Source organism: Salmonella sp. FC25216 (genome assembly GCF_057751355.1).
In genome coordinates this window covers 52,428-70,194 of the sequence record NZ_JBDGON010000014.1, presented here as the reverse complement: position 1 = coordinate 70,194, position 17,767 = coordinate 52,428, and the positions used below count along the sequence as shown (strand labels likewise).

The following is a 17,767-nucleotide window of genomic DNA, read 5'->3' as shown; positions in this document are numbered from 1 at the left end:
AGCTCCGGCATTACGTAAAAAAATAATAACTCCCGCCACAGGACGGGAGTTTTACTGATGCATAGTATATGGGGACGAAAATCACACTTTCAAGCGTTCAATTTTTATCCAAACCAGTGATGGAACATTAATTTAATGTAATCAATGATTTTACCGAAGAAGTTCCCCTCCGGGATCTCTTGCAGTACGACTAGCGGACGCTGCTCGATGGTTTTGCCGTCCAACTGGAAGTTGATGGTGCCGACCACCTGGTTTTTCTGCAGCGGCGCGTGCAGTTCCGCAGTATTCAGTACATAGCTCGCTTTCAAATCTTTCATGCGGCCGCGAGGGATCGTCAGGTAAACGTCTTTATCGACGCCCAGCGAGGCGCGATCGGTATTACCAAACCAGGCGGGTTCAGAGGCGAACTCTTTACCAGCCTTCAGCGGATTAACGGTTTCAAAGAAACGGAAGCCCCACGTCAGCAGTTTTTTGCTTTCTGTTTCACGGCCTTTATAGGTCCGTCCGCCCATCACGGCGGAGATCAAGCGCATCTGGCCTTCGGTTGCGGAAGCGACCAGATTATAGCCCGCTTTGCTGGTATGCCCGGTTTTGATGCCGTCCACATTTAGGCTGTTATCCCACAGCAAACCGTTACGGTTTAACTGGCGAATGCCGTTAAAGGTGAACTCTTTTTCTTTATAAACGGCATATTCGTTAGGCACATCGCGAATTAACGCCTGGCCAATCAGCGCCATATCGCGAGCTGAACTGTATTGTCCGTCGGCGTCCAGGCCGTGTACGGTCTGGAAATGGGTATTTTTCAGTCCCAGCGCGTTCACATAGCTGTTCATCAGCCCGACGAAAGCATCCTGGCTACCGGCGGCGAAATCAGCCATCGCCACACAGGCGTCATTACCGGATTGCAGATTGATGCCGCGTATCAACTGGGAGACCGGTACCTGCATTCCCGGCTTGAGGAACATCAGCGAGGAGCCTTTAAATACCGGATTGCCGGTGGCCCAGGCGTCATTACCGACGGTAACCAGGTCGGTTTCTTTAAATTTACCCGCTTTCATTGCCTGTCCGATGACGTAACTGGTCATCATCTTCGTCAGACTCGCCGGGTCGCGACGTTCGTCGGCGTTTTGTTCCGCCAGAACTTTGCCGGAGTTGTAGTCGATCAGGATGTAGGATTCCGCATCGATCTGCGGAACACCCGGGATCATAGTTTTGATATTCAGGTCATCGGCATGTGCGGCTGAGATAAACGAGGCACAAAGCGCCGTGGTGAGCGCCATGCGCTGCATAAAACGAGCGGAAAAAGTGGTCTTCATGGTCTGAACTACGACGTCCGTGATGAAATTAAAAAAAGAGCCCTACTATAGCAAAAGCATAACTGGCAGGCATCTGACTTTCCGCGTGACTTTGTTAATGTCATTTACAGAAATTGACAGTACAGATGCCTGCAATATGTTACTGCGCGCTGGCGATAAAGGACTGTAATTGTGCTTCTGTTTGCAAACGTTGCTGTAACGCGCTGGCTTCCGTTTTACTGGCAAAAGGCCCCAGTTGAATACGCCAGACCGCGCCGTTTTGCATTACGCGGCCTGGTACACTGAACTGCTGGCTTAAACGCTGTTGGTACTGCTGCGCGCGCGTTTGATCGCTGACGGCACCGACCTGGACGACGAAACGACCGCTCGCCGCGGCGGCAGGCGCGCTAACCGTCGCCGTAGCCGCTGGAGCCGTCACCGGCGCGGAGACCGGCGCTGGCTGTGGAGCCGGCGTCGGTTCGTTACCCTCCAGCACGCCAGGCGCCAGCGTGGTCGGCGCGCCAAGGAAGCCGCTGCTGCTCACCGGCGCGCCGGTAGTATCGTCACTTTTCAATGTGGAATTGCTGACCGGAAGTACGTCGCCTTGCGGTTGCGCAGGCGCTGAGGAGACACTTCCCATGCCGCCGCTTAAATCAGGGCGAGGAGGCAGAGCGTAGGTCTGTTTCGCCACCGTCGTACAGGCCATCCCCGGGCCGGAAAGCGAACCGTCCGGCGCCACGATAATAGGGTCAATCCGTACTTTAGTATTATTCGAGGTATTCAGACGATCGGCTGCCGCGCGGGAAAGAGAGATGACCCGATCGGTGCCATAGGGGCCACGATCGTTAATACGTACGACGATCATGCGTCCGTTAGCCAGGTTGGTAATTCGCGCATAGCTGGGGATGGGCAGCGTCGGATGAGCGGCGGTAAGCTGCATCGGATCGAACATCTCCCCGGAGGCGGTTAAATTACTGCCGGGTTCCGCATCATAAATAGCGGCCAGGCCAGCCTGGCTAAAGCGGGACGGGTCCTGAACGATTTTATAACTTTTACCGTCACGCTGATAATCCTGGTTTGCAGTCGGATTCAGAGGTTCATAACGCGGTTCCGCTCCGCTGATTTCCACCGCCGGACCATTACATACCGCAGGCTGCGGCGCGACGGTGGGTTGCTGCTGACCGCCGTCATTAGTACATGCCGCGAGTAGTACTATCCCTGCCGCGACGCAGATTACAGGCAACTGCTTACGCATTGCGCACCCCTTATACGCTTTTCGACAACATTTTTCTGTGGGTGTGGATCGACATCACAATCCCGAACCCGGCCATCAGCACGATCAGTGCGGAGCCCCCGTAGCTGACCAGGGGTAAAGGTACTCCAACCACAGGCAGAATACCGCTCACCATACCAATATTTACGAAGACATAAACGAATAATATTAACATTAATCCGCCAGCCATCACGCGACCAAATGTAGTTTGCGCTCTGGCGGCAATCCACAGACCGCGCATTATCAGCAAAATATAGAGCGCGAGCAGAATCAGGATGCCCACCAGACCGAGTTCTTCCGCCAGTACCGCGAAGATAAAGTCGGTATGGCGTTCGGGTAAAAACTCCAGTTGCGACTGGGTGCCATGGAGCCAGCCTTTACCGCGCAGGCCGCCTGAGCCAATGGCGATTTTAGACTGAATAATATGATAGCCCGCGCCCAGCGGATCGGTCTCCGGATCAAGGAGCATCATGACACGCTGGCGTTGGTAATCGTGCATCAGGAAGAACCACAAAATAGGAATAAATGCAGCGATCAATACAATGGCGACCCCAATTAAGCGCCAGCTCAGACCAGACAAAAATAGGACAAAGAGACCTGAAAGGGCGACCAGAATAGACGTCCCCAGGTCCGGCTGGGCGGCGACCAGCAGGGTAGGCATAAAAATTAATACCAGGGCGATGGCGGTGTTTTTCAGCGAGGGTGGGCAGACGTCGCGATTAATAAAGCGGGCGACCATCAGCGGCACGGCGATTTTGGCTATTTCCGAAGGCTGAAAGCGAACGATTCCCAGATCGAGCCAGCGCTGCGCGCCTTTGGATATTGCGCCAAAGGCATCAACGGCGACCAGCAGAATGATACAAATGATATAGAGATAGGGTGCCCAGCCTTCATACACGCGCGGCGGGATCTGCGCCATCACCACCATGACCACCAGCCCCATCGCAATCTGGCCAATTTTACGCTCCATCATGCCGATGTCCTGGCCGCTGGCGCTCCAGATGACCAACGCGCTGTAAACCAGTAACGCCAGCAGAATCAGTAGCATCGTGGGATCGATATGAATTTTATCCCAGAAGGTTTTTTTGTTCGGATTATCCGTCATGATTATTGGTCCTCCGCCGCTGCAACCACCGGGTTTTCCGCAGGCAAATGGGTGTTGTTGTCGCCCAGCATGATGTGATCAAGAATTTGGCGCATGATTGTACCTACTGCCGGGCCTGCGCCGCCGTTTTCAAGGATGATCGCGACGGCGACCTGGGGATTGTTATACGGCGCAAAAGCGGTCATCAATTTATGGTCGCGCAGGCGCTCGGCGATTTTATGCGCATTGTACGTTTCGTTGGCCTTCAGGCCAAAGACCTGCGCGGTGCCCGATTTCGCCGCGATTTTATAGGGCGCGCTGGCAAAATATTTATGCGCCGTGCCGTTAGGGCGGTTGGCGACGCCATACATGCCATCTTTCGCAATTTCCCAATAGCCGGAGTGAATATCACCCACCGGCGGCTCATGCGGCTGTACCCACGGCACCTGTTTACCGTTTTCCGCGGTGCTCATTAACAGGTGCGGGACTTTAACTACGCCGTCGTTAATAAGGATCATCAGCGCCTTACTCATCTGAATTGGCGTCGCTGTCCAGTAGCCCTGGCCGATACCCACCGGAATCGTATCGCCCTGATACCACGGTTTTTTAAAGCGTTTCTGTTTCCACTCGCGGGTCGGCATATTACCAGAGCGCTCTTCTGCGAGATCAATTCCGGTATAGTGACCATAGCCGAATTTACCCATCCATTCTGACAGGCGGTCGATCCCCATGTCATAGGCCACCTGATAGAAGAAGGTATCCGCCGACTCTTCAAGGGATTTGGTGACGTTCAGATGCCCGTGGCCCCATTTTTTCCAGTCGCGGTAGCGTTTCTCCGACCCCGGCAACTGCCACCAGCCAGGGTCGAAAAGACTGGTGTTACGGGTGATGACGCCAGCGCTTAAGGCCGATACGGCGACGTAAGGCTTAACGGTAGAGGCCGGTGGGTAGACACCCTGGGTCGCGCGGTTCACTAATGGCGTGTTCGGATCGTTAAGCAGCCCGGAGTAATCTTTGCTGGAGATGCCGTCCACGAAAAGGTTAGGGTCGTAGCTTGGCATGGATACCAGCGATAGCACGCCGCCGGTACGCGGATCGGTGACAATTACCGCCGCGCGGCTGCCTGCCAGCAGCGTTTCAATATACTGCTGGAGTTTGAGATCCAGCGTCAGGTAGATATCGTGCCCTGCTTGCGGCGGCACCTCTTTGAGCTGGCGAATAACGCGACCGCGGTTGTTGACTTCAACCTCTTCATAACCGGTTTGCCCATGCAAAATATCTTCATAGTAGCGCTCAATGCCCAGCTTGCCGATGTCATGGGTGGCGGCGTAGTTCGCCAGTTTGTTTTCTCTGTCGAGGCGCTCGACGTCTTTATCATTGATTTTCGATACGTAGCCGATAACGTGAGTCAGCGCCGATCCGTATGGATAATAGCGGCGTTTATAGCCTTTGACTTCGACGCCTGGAAAACGGTATTGGTTAACGGCAAAGCGCGCGACCTGAACTTCCGTCAGGTTCGTTTTCACCGGAATAGAGGTAAAGCGATGCGAGCGGGCGCGCTCTTTTTTAAAGGCGGCGATATCGTCGTCGTTTAAATCGACCACACTGCGTAGCGCATCCAGCGTTTGCTGAACGTTATCCACCTTTTCCGGCATCATTTCAATCTGATAGATAGTGCGGTTCAGCGCAAGGGGAATGCCGTTACGGTCGTAGATTATTCCGCGGCTTGGCGCAATTGGCACCAGCTTGATACGGTTTTCGTTCGAGCGGGTCTGGTAATCGGTAAAACGGAGGATTTGCAGATTATACAAATTGGCGATCAGTACGCCGGTCAGCAGCAAAATACCCAAAAAGGCGACCAGCGCCCGACGCACAAACAGTGCGGACTCAGCCGTATAGTCACGAAAAGAATTTTGTCGTTTCATCCGCTGCTTAATCTTCTCAAGACTTCACGATCACTCACGGTGATAAGGGTGGTTGGTCGTGATGCTCCACGCCCGGTATAAACTCTCCGCGACCAGAACCCGAACAAGCGGGTGAGGGAGCGTTAACGCCGAGAGCGACCAACTCTGTTCCGCTGCCGCTTTGCAGGCGGGAGATAATCCTTCCGGCCCGCCAATCAGCAAACTGACGTCGCGCCCGTCCTGTTTCCAGCGCTCCAGCTCATTGGCTAACTGCGGCGTATCCCACGGCTTGCCTGGAATATCCAGGGTAACAATGCGATTCTTACCGGCGGCGGTCAGCATCTGCTCGCCCTCTTTGTCGAGAATGCGTTTGATATCCGCGTTCTTGCCGCGTTTGCCCGCAGGGATTTCGATCAGTTCAAAGGGCATGTCTTTCGGAAAACGACGCAGATATTCCATAAATCCCGTTTGAACCCAGTCGGGCATTTTCGTGCCGACAGCGACAAGTTGCAGCTTCACGCATTAACTCCAGAGTTTTTCCAGTTCATACAGGCGGCGACTTTCTTCCTGCATGACATGCACAATCACATCGCCCAGATCGACGACAATCCAGTCAGCCGCATTTTCGCCTTCGACGCCCAACGGCAGCATACCGGCCGCGCGCGACGACTGCACAACGTGGTCGGCAATAGACATAACGTGACGGCTGGAGGTGCCGGTACAAATAATCATACAGTCGGTGATACTGGATTTACCCTGAACATCTAAGGCGATGATGTCCTGACCTTTCAGGTCATCAATTTTGTCGATAACAAAATCCTGGAGTGCTTTACCCTGCAAGTTTTCCCCCTGGGTGAATAATTGCGTTATAACGATAGAAAAAAGGCCAACAGGCTGGACCGGTAAGGCGTTGCGAGGTTAACGCTAACCTTCCGGCGGGACGCCGTGTAGTATACCTGAATCAGCGGCGATACCGGGACTTATGTCGCCGGATCGGCGTTTAAAACCAGATTATCATCCCATCCCACGTCACAGAAAGCATCGCCATTTTTGTAAAACAATTTCTGCAAAGCTCTGAAAGGTGAAAATAGCCTGGCTGCGGAGAATAACAGCCTGTCGGGGGCTGTCAATGGGCGAAACCGCTGCGGCGAGAAAAAACGGAAAATTCATCACTCAGGCCGCCAGACGGCACGACTATTTAATACCTTCAGGGTGGCGAACCCTTCGCATATGTCGATTGCGCTCCAGCATCCCTGTTCTACCCGGAAATGCCATAGCGAGGCGGCGGGCATCGCAAGCAGGCGGGCAATCAACAGACTGAGTACGCCCTGATGGCTGACGATCAGCAGGCTCTGGCAATCGCTGAACGCGTCGAGTCGCGAGATAAAGCGCTCTACGCGCTGGGTAAAAGCCTGAAACCCCTCGCCATTGGTCGGAACCGCATTCTGCCAGTCCGTACACCAGGCGGCATAGCTTTCGGCATCTTCATGGGTGAGGTCGCGGTGATGGCGCATTTCCCAGTCGCCGAAATACATCTCATTAAGCTCAGGTAAGATGTGTTGCGGCGCATCCCGGCCCTCCAGTACGAGCCGGGCGGTATGGCGCGCGCGCTCCAGTTCGCTGCATAACACCCTGTCAAATGGCGCGTGGCGCAATAAGGTATGTAGCGTTTTCGCCTGGCCAATCCCTTTTTCCGTTAACGGCGTTGGAGCATGTCCGCTATACAACCCGGCGACATTGGCCTCGGTTTCGCCATGACGCACCAGCCACAATCGCATGGTATCCCTCATGATGGTTAAATGCGCAAAACATGATAATGGCCCTGATTGCGCAACGTTTTTTTCACTAAAATAGCCTTTTTTGGCCGGAGGCATAATGGCGTTATTCAACAGCGCGCATGGCGGTAACATTCGGGAAGCCGCGACGGTGTTGGGCATCTCGCCTGACCAGTTACTGGATTTTAGCGCAAACATTAATCCGCTGGGTATGCCTGTCAGCATGAAACGCGCGCTTATCGACAATCTGGATTGCATTGAGCGCTACCCGGATGTCGATTATTTTCATTTGCACCAGGCGCTGGCGCGTCATCATCAGGTGCCGGCATCGTGGATACTGGCGGGAAATGGCGAGACGGAGTCAATCTTTACCGTGGCGAGCGGCCTTAAACCGCGTCATGCGATGATTGTCACGCCAGGTTTCGCGGAGTATGGTCGGGCGCTGGCGCAAATTGGCTGTGAAATTCGTCGCTGGTCTCTACGCGAAGCGGATGGCTGGCAACTTACCGATGCCATTCTTGAGGCGTTGACGCCCGATCTGGACTGCCTGTTTCTGTGTACGCCCAATAATCCTACCGGCCTGCTGCCGGAGCGTCAGTTATTGCAGACCATTGCCGATCGCTGCAAATCACTGAATATTCATCTGATCCTGGATGAAGCGTTTATCGATTTTATTCCGCATGAGACGGGCTTTATTCCTGTTCTTAAAGATAATCCGCATATCTGGGTGCTGCGTTCGCTGACCAAGTTTTATGCCATTCCCGGCCTGCGGCTGGGATATCTCGTCAACAGTGATGACGCGGCGGTGGCGCGGATGCGTCGCCAACAAATGCCGTGGTCGGTTAACGCGCTGGCGGCGCTTGCCGGTGAGGTAGCGTTACAGGATAGCGCCTGGCAGCAGGCGACCTGGCGTTGGTTACGGGAGGAGGGCACCCGGTTTTATCAGGCGCTTTGTCAGATCCCGCTGTTGACGGTTTATCCCGGTCGGGCGAACTATCTGTTGTTACGCTGTGAGCGAGAGGATATTGATCTGCAGCGACGGTTGCTGACGCAGCGGATTTTAATCCGTAGCTGCGCTAACTATCCGGGGCTGGACAGCCGCTATTACCGCGTGGCGATACGCAGCGCTGCGCAAAACGAGCGTCTGCTGTCGGCGTTGCGCAATGTGCTTACCGGTATAGCCCCTGCTGATTGATGTAGTTCAGCACGTTTTCCGGCAACAGATCGTCGCAGGATTCGCCTTTTTCCAGCCGTTCGCGGATGAGGGTCGCGGAAATATTAAGCCAGGGCGTTTCCGCCAGGTAAATTTTACCGGCTGGCAACTGGTGCAGATCGTCCGGCGTATGGGTCAGATGCTGTTCCAGCCACTGTTGGTGTTGCGCCTGCGTCATTTCAAGCGGGTAGCCCGGACGACGACAAACGATCAGGTGAGTGTTATCGAGGATGGTGTCGTAATCATGCCAGGTGGGGAAGTTAAGCAGCGAGTCCTGGCCGATAATAAACGCCAGCGGCGCTTCGGGACCCTGTTCTTCGCGCCATTCTTTCAGCGTTTGCGCAGTGTAAGAGGGCGCGTTTCGCTGTAGCTCGCGTTCATCCAGCGTAAAAAGCGGCTTATCGGCGATAGCCAGCTCCAGCATATATTTACGCTGCGCGCTGGAGGCTTCCGGCTGGGGGCGATGCGGCGGCACATTGTTAGGCATAATAATCACCCGCGATAAGCCGATCAGATTCGCCAGCGTTTCAACAGGTTTAAGATGTCCATAATGCACCGGATCAAAGGTGCCGCCGAATAAAGCCTGTAACGATTTCATATCACCCATCAATAAATACGTCTGCCAGCGCCTTATGGCAAAGCAGGAGCGATAGCCCTTCAAGCTCTGCCCATACTGACTGACCATAATCCTGTTTGAGCGTAATTTCCGTACGCGTCAGTAACTGCACGGCCTGTCGAAGCTGTGTAGGATGGAGACGCTGCAACGCGTCGCCGATCATGGGGCGACGGTTTTGCCAGACCCGGTGTTTATCAAACAGCGTGCGTAACGGCGTATGGGCGGACTGACGTTTGAGATTTACGAGCAGCAGCAGCTCTCGCTGGAGCGTACGCAGTAGAATGACCGGCTCGCTGCCTTCAAGGCGTAGCTGTTGCAGGATATGCAGCGCGCGTTTGCTTTTCCCCATCAGTAACGCATCCACCCAGTGGAAAGGGGTAAAGTGGGCGGCGTCATTGACGGCCTGCTCCACGCGAGGAAGCGTTAACTTACCGTCAGGCCAAAGCAGCGACAGTCGTTCAAGCGCCTGTGCCAGCGCCAACAGATTGCCCTCATAGCAATAGCACAGCAGTTGGTTCGCGGCGTCATCCAGTTGCAAATTCTGCGCTTTCGCTCTGGCGGCAACCCAGCGGGGAAGTTGCGCCTGTTCCGGCGTCTGACAACTGACCTGAACGCTCCGGTCTGCCAGTGCGGTATACCAGGCGGCGTTTTCCTGCGCTTTGGTGAGCTTGTTTCCGCGCACTATTAACAACAGGTCGTCATGCAGTAGGCCGCTCAGCGTGGCGAGTTGCTCATTCATTGCCGCGTTAGGCCCGTTTTCCGGCAGTTGCAGCACCAGCGTTTGACGGCTGGCGAACAGGCTCATCGCCTGGCAGAGTGAGAAAAGCGATCCCCAGTCGGTACTGGGATCGAGAGTAAAAGCGTGGTGCTCTTCGAATCCTTGCGATGCAGCCGCCAGACGAATAGCGTCCTGGCTTTCCTGCAATAGCAGCGGATCGTTGCCCAATAGCAGATATGCCGCGCGCAGCCCTTCTTTGAGCTGCGCGCGGAGTTGTTCAGGATATAACCTGATCATTAGTTACTCAGCGTAGTGGAAACGCGTGCTGGCGTAGAGGCGGGTGCCGCCGTCTCATTGTCTGCGGTAGCCTCCTCTTTTGTCGCCTGAATATCCGCCGCGCGGACGCTGGTCAGCTTACGAATGAGCTGTTCAGCGGCTTTGTCGTACATCTCCTGAACAATCATGGCCTGCTCGTTATCCTTCGCCAACGCCATTTGCGGGTTATCGAAGAACGAACGGTACACTTTCGTGCTGATAGGATAGATGTCATGGCCCGGAATCAATACCGAGGCGTTGACGGTCATTACCATCTGATATTCCGCCGTCTGGCCGTCCTGGAACACTGACGCCGTATCCTGCGAAATAGTCACCGTTCCAAGTCGCAGAGACGGAACGTCTTTGCGCGTTGTGTTTTTATCAAGCAGGTTTACGTTATTCAGCCGTAACTGATTACGTACCGCACGACTTAGCGGACCGTTCGGATCGCCTGAATCGAGGATCATCGTTTTCATTGAAGCCGGGACCTGCGTAGTACTACGCAGATGCCAGCCGCATCCGGCGGTGACCAGCACCGCCAGAGATAACAACAGTGTTACCAGATATCGCACGCTTCCTCCCGCGCTTAGCCAACAACCAGATTGAGGAGTTTACCCGGAACGTAAATCACTTTACGCACGGTAACGCCATCAAGATATTTTGCCACCAGGTGTTCCTGGCCTGCGCGCTCGCGTACCTGTTCTTCGGTAGCATTTACCGGTACGGTGATTTTTCCGCGCACTTTACCGTTTACCTGTACCACAACCAGCGTGGACTCTTCGACCATCGCTTTATCGTCCGCCACCGGCCACGGCGCGTTATCAATATCGCCTTCGCCTTCCAGCGCCTGCCACAAGGTAAAGCAGACGTGTGGCGTGAACGGGTTAAGCATACGCACGACCGCCAGCAGCGCTTCCTGCATCAGCGCTCTGTCCTGCTCGCTGTCCTGCGGCGCTTTCGCCAGTTTATTCATCAGTTCCATAATCGCCGCAATGGCGGTGTTGAACGTCTGACGGCGGCCGATATCATCGGTCACTTTGGCAATGGTTTTATGCACATCGCGACGCAGCGCTTTTTGATCGTCGTTCAGCGTATCTATGTTCAGCGCCGCGACAGAACCTTTAGCGGTGTGTTCGTAAACCAGCTTCCAGACGCGTTTAATAAAGCGGTTTGCGCCTTCTACGCCGGACTCCTGCCATTCCAGAGTCATATCCGCCGGAGAAGCGAACATCATAAACAGGCGTACCGTGTCCGCGCCATAACGTTCAACCATTACCTGCGGGTCGATACCGTTATTTTTGGACTTGGACATTTTACTCATGCCAGTGTAGACCAGCTCATGACCCGCTGCGTCTTTTGCTTTTACGATGCGGCCTTTTTCATCGCGCTCGACGATAGCGTCAACTGGCGAAACCCAGTTACGTTCGCCGTTCTCGCCGACATAATAGAACGCATCCGCCAGTACCATGCCCTGACACAGCAACTGTTTAGCCGGCTCGTCAGAGGTGACCATGCCCGCATCGCGCATCAGCTTATGGAAGAAGCGGAAATAAAGCAGGTGCATGATGGCATGTTCAATACCGCCGATGTAGATGTCGACCGGCAGCCAGTAGTTTGCCGCTTTCGAATCCAGCATCCCTTCCTGATACTGCGGGCAGGTGTAACGCGCGTAGTACCATGACGATTCCATAAAGGTGTCGAAGGTGTCGGTTTCACGCAGCGCAGGCATACCGTTAACGGTGGTTTTCGCCCACTCGGGGTCGGCCTTGATTGGGCTGGTGATACCGTCCATGACTACGTCTTCCGGCAGGATCACCGGCAGTTGATCTTCTGGCGTCGGGATCACGGTGCCGTCTTCCAGGGTAACCATCGGGATCGGCGCGCCCCAGTAGCGCTGACGGGAAACGCCCCAGTCGCGTAGACGGTAGTTCACTTTACGTTCGCCAACGCCTTTTTCCGCCAGCTTATCGGCAATGGCGTTAAACGCCGCTTCAAAAGCCAGGCCGTCGAACTCGCCGGAGTTAAACAGCACGCCTTTTTCGGTCAGCGCCTGTTCGGAAAGATCCGGCTCGGAACCGTCGGCAGCCAGAATAACCGGCTTGATGGTCAAACCGTATTTGGAGGCAAATTCGTAGTCGCGCTGATCGTGACCCGGAACGGCCATCACCGCGCCGGTGCCGTACTCCATCAACACGAAGTTTGCCGCCCAGACCGGGATCTCTTCGCCGGTTAACGGATGAATCGCTTTAAAGCCGGTGTCGACGCCTTTTTTCTCCATGGTCGCCATTTCGGCTTCGGCCACTTTGGTGTTACGGCATTCGTCGATGAACGCCGCCAGCTCGGCGTTGTTCGCGGCGGCCTGTTGCGCCAGCGGGTGACCGGCGGCCACCGCCAGGTAAGTGGCGCCCATAAAGGTATCCGGACGGGTGGTATAGACGGTCAGCGTGTTATCGTAACCCTTCACGTCGAAGGTGATTTCCACGCCTTCAGAGCGGCCAATCCAGTTGCGCTGCATCGTTTTCACGGTATCAGGCCAGTGGTCCAGCTTATCCAGATCGCGCAACAGTTCGTCTGCGTAAGCGGTGATTTTGATAAACCACTGTGGGATCTCTTTACGCTCAACTTTGGTATCGCAGCGCCAGCAGCAGCCGTCGATCACCTGTTCGTTGGCGAGAACAGTCTGATCGTTCGGACACCAGTTAACGGCAGAGGTCTTCTTGTACACCAGGCCTTTTTTATACAGCTCGGTGAAGAATTTCTGTTCCCAGCGATAGTATTCCGGGGTGCAGGTCGCCAGTTCGCGGCTCCAGTCATAACCAAAGCCCAACATTTTGAGCTGGTTTTTCATGTACGCGATGTTGTCGTATGTCCACGGCGCCGGCGCAGTGTTGTTTTTCACCGCCGCGCCTTCCGCGGGCAGGCCAAACGCGTCCCAGCCAATAGGCTGCAACACGTTTTTACCTAACATACGTTGGTAGCGGGCGATCACGTCACCGATGGTGTAGTTACGTACGTGGCCCATGTGTAGTCGGCCAGAAGGATAGGGAAGCATCGACAGGCAGTAATACTTCTCTTTGCTCTCGTCTTCGGTCACTTCAAATGTGCGCTTCTCATCCCAGTGAAGCTGTACTTTGGATTCTATCTCTTCCGGGCGGTATTGCTCTTGCATGGCAGCCAGTAGTCCTGTTTTCAATACAGCTACAAATGTAGCTTTAGAGGTGGTGTTTAGATCCGCATAGCATAGCCCAAACGCCCGCGCCAAAACAGGGGTTAGCACATTTGTCGCGTCTGGCGCGCATGAAGCGATGATGCAAAATGTGGCACGACTGCAGCAAATTGCCGTATTTCCTTCCGCCATCTGGCAAATCACTCAAAATAAAATCATATAAAACAGCCTGTTAAAAAATAACATGCCTGTTGATTAGGGAAAGCAGGACTATAGCAAAGGAGTGACCCGTGAAAAAAAATACGGTAATGATTCACCCTTAAGATGGCGTTGTGACGACTATCATGGCGCTCAAGGCTGACGAAACCGCCACGATGTTTATTGATGAACGCGTGATAAGCGCTGTGTTACGTCAGGACGTGCCGTTTGGCCATAAATTCGCAATCTGCGATGTGCCTTTTCATGGCGAAGTTTATAAATAGGGCGAATCAGGCAGGTGGCAGGCGATGCGCGTCAGCCTGACAAGAATTTACAGACTCTGTGGGCAGTCTTGCAAAGCGTAACGTAAATAAGGTCTATTATTATAGGCAGTTAACGATCCGGGAGACGAAGTGATGAATAAAGTTGCTCAGTATTACCGTGAACTGGTGGCTTCATTAAGCGAGCGTTTACGCAATGGCGAGCGCGACATTGATGCGCTGGTGGAGCAGGCGCGCCAGCGTGTGATGCAAACAGGGGAGTTAACGCGAACCGAAGTAGACGAACTGACGCGCGCCGTCAGACGCGATCTGGAAGAGTTCGCTATGAGCTACGAAGAGAGTCAGGACGACAGCGTCTTTATGCGGGTCATTAAAGAGAGTCTGTGGCAGGAGCTGGCGGATATTACCGATAAAACCCAGTTGGAGTGGCGTGAGGTTTTTCAGGATCTCAATCACCATGGGGTTTATCACAGCGGAGAGGTAGTGGGGCTGGGCAATCTGGTATGCGAGAAGTGCCACTTCCATTTAGCGGTTTATACGCCGGATGTGCTGCCGCTGTGCCCGAAATGCGGTCATGACCAGTTTCAGAGAAGACCGTTTGAGCCGTGAGTGGAAGAGCGCCGGTGCGTCTTATCCGGCCTACCAAAAATCGTTCACGTAGGCCGGATATGGCGAAGCTGCCCTCCGGCAAATATTACGCGTAAAACTTCAGCCGCTCAGCCAGCAGATCGACAAATCCTTGCCGGTCGACATCGACCATCACCATGGCGTTAGGTTTATTCCCGGTCAGGAAATAATAATCCACCACCGTCATTCCCTGAGTATATTTTCCCTGCGTTTCGACGCCGACCCAGCGTTCAATCGTCGTGAAAAGCTCTGGTTTTAATAGCCAGGCTATCGTACACGGATCGTGTAGCGGCGCGCCGATAAATCCCCATTTTTCATCTTTGTGATATTCGAGGAAGAAATCGAGCAGTTCGGCGACAATGGTTGAGATGGGGTTACCAATCGCGCGGAAGCGTTCGATATCGGCGGCGTGAATCTGCGCGTTATGGGTGACATCCAATCCGGCCATCACCACCGGAATGCCTGACTGGAAGACGATTTCCGCTGCTTCCGGGTCGACATAAATATTAAATTCAGCGGCAGGCGTCCAGTTCCCCAACCCTATTGCGCCGCCCATGATCACAATACGCGCAATTTTCGCGTGCAGCTCCGGGTGGCTATTGAGCAGCAACGCCACGTTGGTCTGTGGGCCAGTGGCGACGAGGGTGACGGGCTGCGCGCTGTCGCGCAGGGTTTTTGCCATCAGCTCTACGGCAGTGCAGCTTTGCGGCGTGAAAGACGGCTCCGGCAACGCCGGGCCGTCGAGGCCGCTTTCGCCGTGAACGTTATCGGCGATAATCAGCTCGCGCATCAGCGGCTTGAGCGCGCCGCCCGCCACCGGGATATCCGGACGTTTGAGCAGCGTCAGCATCCGCAGCACGTTACGCAGGGTCTTCTCCGGCGTCTGGTTGCCGGCGGAAGAGGTGATCGCTTTCACTTCCAGTTCAGGGGAGGCGAGGGCGAGAACGAGGGCGATAGCGTCATCATGACCCGGATCGCAATCAATAATAATGGGCAGTGCCATTATGGCTCCTTGTAAGTGGTACTTTGTGACAAGGTTAACGCTCGGCTGGATACGTTTCGAGAAGCGAAGAGGTAAAGCGTGAGATAGCGCGCACTCTGACATGCGCGCCGGGAATATTAGTGCAGGATTTTCGCAAGGAAGTCTTTTGCGCGATCGGAACTGGGGTTAGCGAAGAACTCCTCTTTTGGCGAATCTTCGACGATTTTTCCTTCATCCATAAAGATTACCCGGTTAGCCACTTTACGGGCAAAACCCATTTCGTGCGTCACTACCATCATGGTCATGCCTTCATGGGCCAGTTCGACCATGACGTCCAGCACCTCGTTGATCATTTCCGGATCGAGCGCGGAAGTAGGTTCATCGAATAACATGGCAATGGGGTCCATACACAGCGCGCGGGCAATCGCCACGCGCTGCTGCTGACCGCCGGAAAGCTGGGCGGGATATTTATTGGCGTGCGCCGAGAGCCCAACGCGCTCCAGCAGCTTGAGCCCTTTATCGCGGGCGGCGGCCTTATCGCGTTTCAGCACTTTCACCTGCGCCAGCGTCAGGTTTTCGATGATCGACAGGTGGGGAAACAGCTCGAAGTGCTGGAATACCATGCCCACGCGGGAACGCAGTTTCGCCAGGTCGGTTTTTTTGTCGTTCACAATAATGCCGTTAACGGTAATTTCGCCTTTTTGCACCGGTTCCAGACCGTTGACGGTCTTAATCAGCGTGGATTTACCGGAACCCGATGGCCCGCAGACTACCACCACTTCGCCTTTTTTCACTTCTGTTGAACAATCGGTCAGCACCTGAAAGTGACCATACCATTTTGAAACATTTTTCAGGGTAATCATTAAACTGTCCTTTTCTTCAAATAGCTGACCAGCAACGACGCGCTCAGGCTGATAACAAAATAAACGGCGCCGGCGAACAGAATCATTTCGACCTGAGTACCGTCACGCTCGCCGATAGTAGACGCGGTGCGGAAGAAGTCCGCCAGGCTTAGTACATAAACTAAAGAGGTGTCCTGAAATAGCACAATGCCCTGCGTAAGCAACAGCGGCACCATCGCCCGAAACGCCTGCGGCAGAATAATTAGCTTCATCGACTGCCAGTGGGTCATCCCCAGCGCCAGCGCCGCGCTGGACTGCCCGCGGGAAATACTTTGAATACCGGCGCGAATAATCTCGGAATAGTAGGCCGCTTCAAACATGGAGAATGCCACCATCGCGGAGATCAGGCGGATATCGGTTTTCGGCGATAGCCCCAGCACGTTTTGCAGAAAGCCGGGTACAATCAGATAGAACCACAGTAAGACCATGACCAACGGGATGGAACGGAAAACGTTAACATACGCTTTAGCAAACCAGGCGATGGGGGCAAAGCTTGAGAGGCGCATGACGGCCAGAATGGTTCCCCAGACTATCCCCACGACAACGGCGGTGACGGTGATCTTCAGCGTGATGACCAACCCGGCCAGCAGGTAAGGCAGTGAGGGGATAATCGAACTCCAGTCAAATTCGTACATTATTTGCTCCCCACGTTGCCCGGCAGGCGGACTTTGCGTTCAACCAGGCTCATGACCAGCATGATAACGGCGTTAATCAGCACATAGGCCAGCGTAATGGCGGTGAAGGATTCCCAGGCGTGCGCCGAGTAATCCAACAGTTTGCCTGCCTGCGCCGCCATATCCACCAGACCGATGGTTGAGGCGATAGCTGAGTTTTTCACCAGATTCATCATCTCTGACGTCATTGGCGGCACAATAACGCGATAGGCATTCGGCAGCAGGACATAGCGATAAGCCTGCGGCAGCGTTAGCCCCATCGCCAGCGCCGCGTTCTTCTGTCCGCGAGGCAGAGACTGAATAGCGGCGCGCACCTGTTCGCAAACGCGGGCGGCGGTAAACAGTCCCAGACAGATCATTGAGGAGAGGAAAAACTGAATATTGGGATCGAGTTCCGCCTTAAACCACATGCCAAGATCTTCCGGCAACAGTTCAGGCACCACCAGGTACCAGGTGAAGAATTGCACGATCAGTGGCACGTTACGGAACAGTTCTACGTACAATGTGCCCAGTCCGGAGAGGAAACGGTTGGGAACGGTACGTAAAATGCCGAAAATAGATCCTACCAGGAAAGCGATAATCCAGGCGGTAATCGAAAGGGCTACGGTGACCTGAAAACCACTCCATAGCCAGCCAAGATAGGTGGTGTTGCCGAAGGGGGCTTCTTGTAAAAAAATACCCCAGTTCCAGTCTATTGACATACATCTACTCCGAAAAAAAAGGGTAGCAGCGCTACCCTCGAAG

Annotated in this window: 17 protein-coding genes and 1 pseudogene; 3 read left to right on the top strand and 15 right to left on the bottom strand. The window is 54.3% G+C overall.

Features of this window, described 5'->3' with window-relative positions:
• Positions 1-104: 104 nt before the first annotated feature.
• From dacA to AC3G3F_RS21290, 7 genes are all read right to left on the bottom strand, one after another.
• A complete protein-coding gene (gene dacA, locus AC3G3F_RS21320) occupies positions 105-1,316 on the bottom strand; it encodes a D-alanyl-D-alanine carboxypeptidase DacA (RefSeq protein WP_023246810.1) in 1,212 nt (403 codons plus the stop codon).
• A gap of 139 nt (positions 1,317-1,455) precedes the next feature.
• Positions 1,456-2,550 carry an endolytic peptidoglycan transglycosylase RlpA gene (gene rlpA, locus AC3G3F_RS21315; protein ID WP_023246811.1) on the bottom strand — a complete coding sequence of 365 codons (1,095 nt, stop codon included), beginning with the start codon at positions 2,548-2,550 and terminating at the stop codon, positions 1,456-1,458.
• Between the two features lie 10 nt (positions 2,551-2,560).
• Entirely contained in the window at positions 2,561-3,673 is a 1,113-nt protein-coding gene (mrdB, locus tag AC3G3F_RS21310; RefSeq protein ID WP_000131713.1) for a peptidoglycan glycosyltransferase MrdB, read from the bottom strand.
• A gap of 2 nt (positions 3,674-3,675) precedes the next feature.
• Positions 3,676-5,577: a peptidoglycan DD-transpeptidase MrdA gene (gene mrdA, locus AC3G3F_RS21305; RefSeq protein WP_000828702.1), complete on the bottom strand. Its 1,902-nt coding sequence runs from the start codon at positions 5,575-5,577 to the stop codon at positions 3,676-3,678.
• Between the two features lie 30 nt (positions 5,578-5,607).
• On the bottom strand, positions 5,608-6,075 hold the full coding sequence (gene rlmH / locus AC3G3F_RS21300) for a 23S rRNA (pseudouridine(1915)-N(3))-methyltransferase RlmH (protein ID WP_023246812.1): 468 nt from the start codon (positions 6,073-6,075) through the stop codon (positions 5,608-5,610).
• A 3-nt stretch (positions 6,076-6,078) separates the two neighbouring features.
• Positions 6,079-6,396 (bottom strand): ribosome silencing factor, encoded by a 318-nt coding sequence (gene rsfS, locus AC3G3F_RS21295; protein ID WP_001161670.1) that lies wholly within the window; start codon positions 6,394-6,396, stop codon positions 6,079-6,081.
• Positions 6,397-6,725: 329 nt separating this feature from the next.
• Positions 6,726-7,334 carry an adenosylcobalamin/alpha-ribazole phosphatase gene (locus tag AC3G3F_RS21290; protein ID WP_023246814.1) on the bottom strand — a complete coding sequence of 203 codons (609 nt, stop codon included), beginning with the start codon at positions 7,332-7,334 and terminating at the stop codon, positions 6,726-6,728.
• A gap of 97 nt (positions 7,335-7,431) precedes the next feature.
• Here AC3G3F_RS21290 and cobD point away from each other — a divergent pair, with 97 nt between their 5' ends.
• A complete protein-coding gene (gene cobD / locus AC3G3F_RS21285; RefSeq protein ID WP_488395718.1) occupies positions 7,432-8,526 on the top strand; it encodes a threonine-phosphate decarboxylase CobD in 1,095 nt (364 codons plus the stop codon).
• Here cobD and nadD read toward each other — a convergent pair.
• Genes nadD through leuS form a run of 4 tightly spaced genes read right to left on the bottom strand, consistent with a single transcriptional unit; the run spans position 8,501 to position 13,362 of the window.
• Positions 8,501-9,142, bottom strand: a complete 642-nt coding sequence (gene nadD / locus AC3G3F_RS21280; protein ID WP_023246816.1) for a nicotinate-nucleotide adenylyltransferase — start codon at positions 9,140-9,142, stop codon at positions 8,501-8,503. The two genes, cobD and nadD, sit on opposite strands and share 26 nt — an antisense overlap.
• Position 9,143: 1 nt before the next feature.
• Positions 9,144-10,175: a DNA polymerase III subunit delta gene (gene holA, locus AC3G3F_RS21275; RefSeq protein ID WP_023246817.1), complete on the bottom strand. Its 1,032-nt coding sequence runs from the start codon at positions 10,173-10,175 to the stop codon at positions 9,144-9,146.
• Positions 10,175-10,765, bottom strand: a complete 591-nt coding sequence (gene lptE, locus AC3G3F_RS21270) for an LPS assembly lipoprotein LptE (protein ID WP_023246818.1) — start codon at positions 10,763-10,765, stop codon at positions 10,175-10,177. Before lptE ends, holA begins: the two co-directional genes overlap by 1 nt.
• A gap of 14 nt (positions 10,766-10,779) precedes the next feature.
• On the bottom strand, positions 10,780-13,362 hold the full coding sequence (leuS, locus tag AC3G3F_RS21265; RefSeq protein ID WP_023246819.1) for a leucine--tRNA ligase: 2,583 nt from the start codon (positions 13,360-13,362) through the stop codon (positions 10,780-10,782).
• Between the two features lie 287 nt (positions 13,363-13,649).
• On the opposite strand from leuS, the pseudogene AC3G3F_RS21260 reads away from it, so the two are divergent.
• Positions 13,650-13,838 (top strand): annotated as a pseudogene (locus AC3G3F_RS21260) (UxaA family hydrolase); the annotation flags it as partial.
• 135 nt (positions 13,839-13,973) lie between these two features.
• Positions 13,974-14,447 (top strand): zinc ribbon-containing protein, encoded by a 474-nt coding sequence (locus AC3G3F_RS21255; protein ID WP_023246821.1) that lies wholly within the window; start codon positions 13,974-13,976, stop codon positions 14,445-14,447.
• An 85-nt stretch (positions 14,448-14,532) separates the two neighbouring features.
• Here the strand turns inward: AC3G3F_RS21255 and rihA are convergent, their stop codons facing one another.
• From rihA to gltJ, 4 genes are all read right to left on the bottom strand, one after another.
• Entirely contained in the window at positions 14,533-15,468 is a 936-nt protein-coding gene (gene rihA, locus AC3G3F_RS21250) for a pyrimidine-specific ribonucleoside hydrolase RihA (protein ID WP_430725486.1), read from the bottom strand.
• A 116-nt stretch (positions 15,469-15,584) separates the two neighbouring features.
• On the bottom strand, positions 15,585-16,310 hold the full coding sequence (gltL, locus tag AC3G3F_RS21245) for a glutamate/aspartate ABC transporter ATP-binding protein GltL (RefSeq protein ID WP_000631371.1): 726 nt from the start codon (positions 16,308-16,310) through the stop codon (positions 15,585-15,587).
• Entirely contained in the window at positions 16,310-16,984 is a 675-nt protein-coding gene (gene gltK, locus AC3G3F_RS21240; RefSeq protein ID WP_000272799.1) for a glutamate/aspartate ABC transporter permease GltK, read from the bottom strand. The genes gltL and gltK overlap by 1 nt, the downstream gene beginning before the upstream one ends.
• The gene (gltJ, locus tag AC3G3F_RS21235) at positions 16,984-17,724 is read right to left on the bottom strand and encodes a glutamate/aspartate ABC transporter permease GltJ (protein ID WP_000020930.1); all 741 of its coding nucleotides are present in this window, start codon (positions 17,722-17,724) and stop codon (positions 16,984-16,986) included. Before gltJ ends, gltK begins: the two co-directional genes overlap by 1 nt.
• Between the last annotated feature and the right edge of the window lie 43 nt (positions 17,725-17,767).

Coding starts and splice junctions, on each gene's coding strand:
- mrdA (WP_000828702.1), bottom strand. CDS start 5,577: ATGAAACGACAAAATTCTTTTCGTGACTATACGGCTGAGTCCGCACTG.
- rlpA (WP_023246811.1), bottom strand. CDS start 2,550: ATGCGTAAGCAGTTGCCTGTAATCTGCGTCGCGGCAGGGATAGTACTA.
- gltL (WP_000631371.1), bottom strand. CDS start 16,310: ATGATTACCCTGAAAAATGTTTCAAAATGGTATGGTCACTTTCAGGTG.
- nadD (WP_023246816.1), bottom strand. CDS start 9,142: ATGAAATCGTTACAGGCTTTATTCGGCGGCACCTTTGATCCGGTGCAT.
- mrdB (WP_000131713.1), bottom strand. CDS start 3,673: ATGACGGATAATCCGAACAAAAAAACCTTCTGGGATAAAATTCATATC.
- cobD (WP_488395718.1), top strand. CDS start 7,432: ATGGCGTTATTCAACAGCGCGCATGGCGGTAACATTCGGGAAGCCGCG.
- AC3G3F_RS21255 (WP_023246821.1), top strand. CDS start 13,974: ATGAATAAAGTTGCTCAGTATTACCGTGAACTGGTGGCTTCATTAAGC.
- gltJ (WP_000020930.1), bottom strand. CDS start 17,724: ATGTCAATAGACTGGAACTGGGGTATTTTTTTACAAGAAGCCCCCTTC.
- holA (WP_023246817.1), bottom strand. CDS start 10,175: ATGATCAGGTTATATCCTGAACAACTCCGCGCGCAGCTCAAAGAAGGG.
- dacA (WP_023246810.1), bottom strand. CDS start 1,316: ATGAAGACCACTTTTTCCGCTCGTTTTATGCAGCGCATGGCGCTCACC.
- gltK (WP_000272799.1), bottom strand. CDS start 16,984: ATGTACGAATTTGACTGGAGTTCGATTATCCCCTCACTGCCTTACCTG.
- rihA (WP_430725486.1), bottom strand. CDS start 15,468: ATGGCACTGCCCATTATTATTGATTGCGATCCGGGTCATGATGACGCT.
- leuS (WP_023246819.1), bottom strand. CDS start 13,362: ATGCAAGAGCAATACCGCCCGGAAGAGATAGAATCCAAAGTACAGCTT.
- AC3G3F_RS21290 (WP_023246814.1), bottom strand. CDS start 7,334: ATGCGATTGTGGCTGGTGCGTCATGGCGAAACCGAGGCCAATGTCGCC.